General features: G+C 43.4%; 5 protein-coding genes. All 5 read left to right on the top strand.

Annotated elements, in window-relative coordinates:
- Positions 1-163: 163 nt before the first annotated feature.
- The gene (locus tag ABYK33_RS13325; RefSeq protein ID WP_373033762.1) at positions 164-2,065 is read left to right on the top strand and encodes a hypothetical protein; all 1,902 of its coding nucleotides are present in this window, start codon (positions 164-166) and stop codon (positions 2,063-2,065) included.
- Positions 2,062-2,418: a GtrA family protein gene (locus tag ABYK33_RS13320; RefSeq protein ID WP_373033761.1), complete on the top strand. Its 357-nt coding sequence runs from the start codon at positions 2,062-2,064 to the stop codon at positions 2,416-2,418. Before ABYK33_RS13325 ends, ABYK33_RS13320 begins: the two co-directional genes overlap by 4 nt.
- 15 nt (positions 2,419-2,433) lie before the next feature.
- A complete protein-coding gene (locus ABYK33_RS13315; RefSeq protein ID WP_373033760.1) occupies positions 2,434-3,345 on the top strand; it encodes a glycosyltransferase family 2 protein in 912 nt (303 codons plus the stop codon).
- Positions 3,346-3,385: 40 nt separating this feature from the next.
- Entirely contained in the window at positions 3,386-4,357 is a 972-nt protein-coding gene (locus tag ABYK33_RS13310; RefSeq protein WP_373033759.1) for a glycosyltransferase family 4 protein, read from the top strand.
- Positions 4,354-5,685, top strand: a 1,332-nt coding sequence (locus tag ABYK33_RS13305; RefSeq protein WP_373033758.1) for an SDR family NAD(P)-dependent oxidoreductase, incomplete at its 3' end; no start/stop codon positions are given. The genes ABYK33_RS13310 and ABYK33_RS13305, both read left to right, overlap by 4 nt.

The raw sequence follows: 5,685 nt of genomic DNA, 5'->3' as shown, positions 1-5,685 counted from the left end.
TTTTAAGCCTGCTCTTTATCAACGACTTTATCTAGATTTATTTGTAGATAACACCTGGACGCGTTCACAACTGAATCTAAAAAACCCCTACACAACCCAGGCGGGAATTGAAAAAATGGCCCTCTGGTATCAAAACGAAAACATAAAAGAAGGAATCTCCTAAATGGCCCTATTAACGCTTCTCCCACTCCTTGGCTATGCTCTTTTCTTTCATCTTCAATTTAAAAAGGTGATATCCGTCTCCCTCTTTTTTTCCATCACCTTTATTATTACGACGCTTTTTTCATTCGGCATGTTTTCGCTATTGCAGTTCGGTGCCAACCTTCTTTTTTCGCTTGGCACCCTACTGCTACTGTATATACTTTATCGTGACCGCAAGACAGTTATAGGGCAATTGTCTCGACCACCGCTGGTCATTTTTATCGTTTTCAGTGTGATCGCTTTTTTCCTCTTTAAAGATGCCTATCTTTTTTTCTGGGATGAGTACTCCCACTGGGGGCCTTTTATCAAGGAGATGTTCTATACGCATCACTTCTATGACGCCTCCAGCGTAGCGGCTCACCTCAACTATCCTCCGGGAATCTCGATCTGGGACTATTTTGTCCTGCTCCATACCGACTATCAGGAAGGGGTACTCTATTTTGCCTACTTTATGCTCCTCTTTTCATCAACACTTATGATGTATGAAAAGATAAAATGGCAGCAATGGTACTGGCTGCTTTTTGTCTTTTCAGTCCAGATGCTCCTTTTTGCAAGTTTCGGTCATTGGTTCAGCAATATCTATGTCGATCATGTCATCGGTGCGCTCTTTACAGGTCTGGTCCTGAGCTATCTCTCAGACCGTTACAGTCCACTTGAGCTCCTGCTCTTTGCCTTTCCGTTGATAACGATTGTGCTGGTCAAAGAGATAGGACTCTATTTCGGCTTTGCAGCGGTCGGTTTATATGCCCTGTTACACTTTTTGAGCATAAAGAGCAATAACATATCAATCTTTCAAACGCTTAAGATACAAAAGAAAAATTTTGCGTTTCTCTTTATACTGCTGGCCATAATAGTCCTTATGTTAAAGGTCTGGTCACTGCACCAGGAGTCTAAAGGGATCAAGGGAGAGAAACAGTCCATAACGGGGATTGTCTCCAGTGTCCTTTCAGATAAAAGCGTCTTGCCAGAAGAGATCGAAAAAAAGGTAAAAGAAAACTTTTGGAATGTTGTCTTTCATCAGCAGCTACACAAAGAGAAACTCTCCCTGGACTACAACGAGTTTTATATTGCACTTATGCCTCAATACAAAAAAATTATCAAACTTACGACTGTTGGTATTTTAATCTTTTTCACAATGCTAATCTTTATCGTGCTCAAACTAACAAAATCTCTTGATAAGAAGAGGGAGATCGCACTGATAGGAGGCTATCTTGCGATCATCTCCGTTATCTACTTTTTCATTCTTTATATGAGCTATCTTGTTGCATTTGGGAATGATGCGGTACGCATACCTTCGTATGTCCGATATGCCAATATGGCTGTCTTGCCACTGCTCTTTGTCGCATTCTCTTTTTTTCTGCCTTTTTACCAGCAGCAAAATAGCACCACCGGCCAAAAAAACAATGGAAGTAACTCCTCATTGTTGCTTGCAGGCGGGGTATTGACATTAACAATTTTGGGACTGATAACGCAACCTTATTTCAAACCGCTTTATTCACAATTGGATAATCCATTTAGAGCAGAAGGATCTCCGATTATTTCACAGATAGTCTCAAGCATCCCTGCGGGTTCAAAACTACTTATCGTCTTTCCTGTAAAAAACAGCGGCGTGATCCCTTATATATTGCGCTATTCCATGATACCGCTGCATGCTACTGTCAGCAACGATGATTTTTCTGCACAATCATCGGAGCAGATGGAATCAATCTTCTCAAATTATGAATATATCTGGTTCTTTTCATTTAACCGAGAGATTGTCTATAAAAACCGGTATTTCCTAAGGGCAAAGACCCCAGACCGCCCCTACACGCTCTACAAAGTCATAAATAATCAAGAAAAGTTAGAGTTCAAGCCCATCTTATGAGAAAACAGTTTCAACGGTTTGTCATTGTCGGTATTATAAACACCCTCTTTTATTATCTCGTTTATGCTTTGGGGATCTATTTGGGTCTCTACTTCACATTTGCCACACTGCTAGCAACCCTGTTTGGAATATTTTTCAGTTTTAAGAACTTTGGAAAATTCGTCTTTTACCGCGAAGAGAATAGACGTATCTACAAGTTTTTGCTCTCCTATATTTTTCTATACTTTATCAATGTCGGGCTCATCGCACTGATGCAAAATAGTATCACCAACTATTATCTCTCTGGATTTGTTGCTGTAATCATTTGTGCGCTATTATCCTTTTTTCTAAACAAATTTTATGTCTTTCGATAACAGTGAGGTACCCCTATGGAAAATGTAGCCGTTTTGATCCCTTGCTACAATGAAGAGCTAACCATTGCCAAGGTGATAGACGATTTTAAAACAGAACTTCCATCTTCAACAATCTATGTTTACGACAACAACTCAACAGATAATACCGCCAAAATAGCACATGAACACGGAGCCACCGTTAAAAGAGAACGTTTGCAAGGGAAAGGGAATGTCATCCGTTCAATGTTCCGAGATATCAATGCCGATGTCTATGTAATGATAGACGGCGACGACACCTATCCGGCTGAATTTGTACACCAACTGATTGCACCTATTATCAAACAAGAGGCTGACATGGTTATTGGTGATCGACTCAGCAATGGCAGCTATAAAGATGAAAACACTAGACATCTCCACAATTTTGGTAATAACCTGGTCCGCTCTCTGATCAATACTTTATTTCATGCGGATCTGAACGATATCATGACCGGCTACCGTGTCTTTAGTCGCTCTTATGTCAAAAACGTTCCGATAAACAGCTCCGGATTTGAAATCGAAACAGAGATGACCCTTCATGCACTTGACAAAAAAATCCCCCTTATAGAGATCCCTATCAACTACCGTGACCGGCCCGAAGGAAGTTTCTCTAAACTAAATACCTTTAGCGACGGTTTTCGTGTACTGAAAACCATTTTCTGGGTATTCAAAGACTACCGTCCGTTGACATTTTTTTCCGTAATGGCTGCTCTCTTCTTTTTTCTTGCTCTTATAATAGGGCTGCCTGTCATCGTAGAGTTTTTCAGGACCTCTTTTATTACTAAAGTACCCTCGGCCATCCTTGCAGTGGGGTTAATGCTGATCTCTATCATGTCTCTTTTTAGCGCCTTTATCCTCGACACCGTAGTCAAACAGCATAGAGAAAACTTCGAGTTGTGGCTCAAACAGTAAGTGGTAATGATGCTAAACAGAAGAGGAGGATTACGTGCAGATGTCTGATATGTTACTTTATTTAGGCATTTTTTCTGCTGCACTTTTTGGCACCCTTGCTATCCGCTATTACGCGCACCAAAAAGATCTACTTGACCATCCAAACGATCGCAGCTCACATGTCACCCCTACACCAAAGGGTGGTGGTTTGGCGATCATGATTACCTTTTACGGTGCCTTAACCTATCTTTATCTTACAACCCAGATCGATGAACAACTCTTTTTTGCCCTGCTCTCAGCACTGCCTGTCATCGTTATCAGTCTTGTCGATGACATCCATCCGCTTCCCGCCAAGTTACGCTTTGGTGTTCAACTGCTCAGTGCTTCCTTCGCCCTCTATTTTTTAGGAGGTGTCAACTCCATGAACTTTGCACTCTTTACTCTACACGGTACCTGGCTTAACCTTATCGCCCTGCTTGGTATTGTCTGGATGACCAATCTCTATAACTTTCTTGATGGCATTGATGGATACGCAGCTGCTCAAGCAGTTTTTGTCGGACTGGCAGCTTATCTCCTCTTTGGCAGTGATAGTGCACTACTTATTGCAGCGGCTACCGCAGGATTTCTCGTTTTCAATTGGCACAAAGCCTCCATCTTTATGGGTGATGTCGGCAGTGCACCGCTCGGTTTCATTTTTGCGGTCTTTATTCTTTATGATGCCGGTACGCCGCACTTTCTAGGCTGGCTGATGCTGCTCTCACTCTTTTGGTTCGATGCGACGCTGACCCTTATACGTCGTGCCAGACGAGGTGAAAAACTGTCGCAGGCACATAAAAGGCATGCTTACCAGCGACTCAACCAGGCCGGATTTTCGCATGACAAAGTCGTTTTGCTGGCGATGGGCGTAAACCTCATCATCTTCGCAGCACTCTATCTGCTGCCGCAGGGGCTCTACTTATATCTCTTTCTTGTACTCTTAGTGCTATTATATAGTCTCATAAAATTCATCGATACCAAGAAGGCCTTTGAGTGAACCTATTACAACCGAGTTTTGCAAAACGTCTCCTCTTCTTTTTACTGAGTGACCTGATTCTTTTTTTTATCTCTTTGCATTTGGCGTATGCACTGCGCTTTGACTTTGTGATCGATCCCCGTTTCATGGAGAACTTTGTAGTCGTTTTTCTTACGCTTGCACTGCTGAAAGTACTCTTCTTTTTTCTCTTTCGCGTCTATAACATCACCTGGCGTTTTTTTGCCTTGGATGATGCACTCAATCTCATCAAGGCGCACCTTAGCGCCCTGGTTGTTTTCGGTATCCTCTTTTTTCTCTTCAACGATTTCTTTATGCCGATGCCGAGAAGCGTCATTATCATTGATCTTTTCCTCTCTCTGATGTTGACAGGAGCCCTGCGCATATCCAAACGGGCACTCTCCGAACAACTTAAGCAGGGTGAAAGCCGACAGACCCTTATTCTTGGCGTCAACCAAAAAACAAGTTCGATTATTAAAAGTGCATTCAACGGTGAGCTGAGCTACTTTCCGGTTGCCATTTTTGCCCTTCTAAAAGAGAACGAAAGTGCCGTAAATACCTACATCAACAAGATCAAAGTCTATGCGGCAGACGATCTTGAGGAGCAGATCACCAAACAGAACATCACCGCCGCAATCATCACGGCCGACCTCTCGCCAAGTGACCTTAAAGCCCTCTTCCAGCGCCTTAAAGATGCCGGTATAGAGGAGATCAAGATTGCCAAAATCTTGGGTTCGCAGCATGAAAAGCTCGAAGATCTCTCCATTGAAGACCTGCTGGCGCGCCATCCGAAAGACCTTGACACCAATGCGATTGCCACGTTTATTAAAGGCAAAAATGTCCTTATTACCGGTGCAGGCGGCAGTATAGGTTCCGAGATCACCAAACAGTGTAAAGCGTTCGGTGCAGTCTCACTGACACTCGTCGATAACAGTGAGTTCAACCTGTACCAGATCGCAGAAGAGCTGCCGGAGGCTGCGCATCTGCTCTGCTCTGTAACAGACCTTCACCGTCTCGACAAACTCTTTGCAGAGAAGCCTATCGACATCGTCATCCATGCCGCTGCCTACAAGCATGTCCCGCTCTGTGAAGAGAACATCGACATCGCCGTCACCAACAATGTCGTCGGTACCAAGAATGTGATCGACCTCAGTATTAAATACGGGGTCAAAAAAGTGGTCATCATCTCAACGGACAAAGCCGTCCGCCCAACCAATGTCATGGGCACAACCAAGCGTATCGGTGAGCTTTATGCACAAAATGTAGATTCCAAAGAGACCGAGATCGTTGCCGTTCGCTTTGGCAATGTCCTCGGCAGCTCAGGCAGTGTC

This window comes from Sulfurovum sp., from assembly GCF_041562805.1.
GTDB lineage: Bacteria > Campylobacterota > Campylobacteria > Campylobacterales > Sulfurovaceae > Sulfurovum.
This window is presented reverse-complemented; position numbering and strand designations above follow the sequence as displayed.

What these genes read in the sequence shown, in the direction of transcription:
- ABYK33_RS13320 (WP_373033761.1), top strand. Translation starts at nt 2,062, where the DNA reads ATGAGAAAACAGTTTCAACGGTTTGTCATTGTCGGTATTATAAACACC.
- ABYK33_RS13310 (WP_373033759.1), top strand. Translation starts at nt 3,386, where the DNA reads ATGTCTGATATGTTACTTTATTTAGGCATTTTTTCTGCTGCACTTTTT.
- ABYK33_RS13315 (WP_373033760.1), top strand. Translation starts at nt 2,434, where the DNA reads ATGGAAAATGTAGCCGTTTTGATCCCTTGCTACAATGAAGAGCTAACC.
- ABYK33_RS13325 (WP_373033762.1), top strand. Translation starts at nt 164, where the DNA reads ATGGCCCTATTAACGCTTCTCCCACTCCTTGGCTATGCTCTTTTCTTT.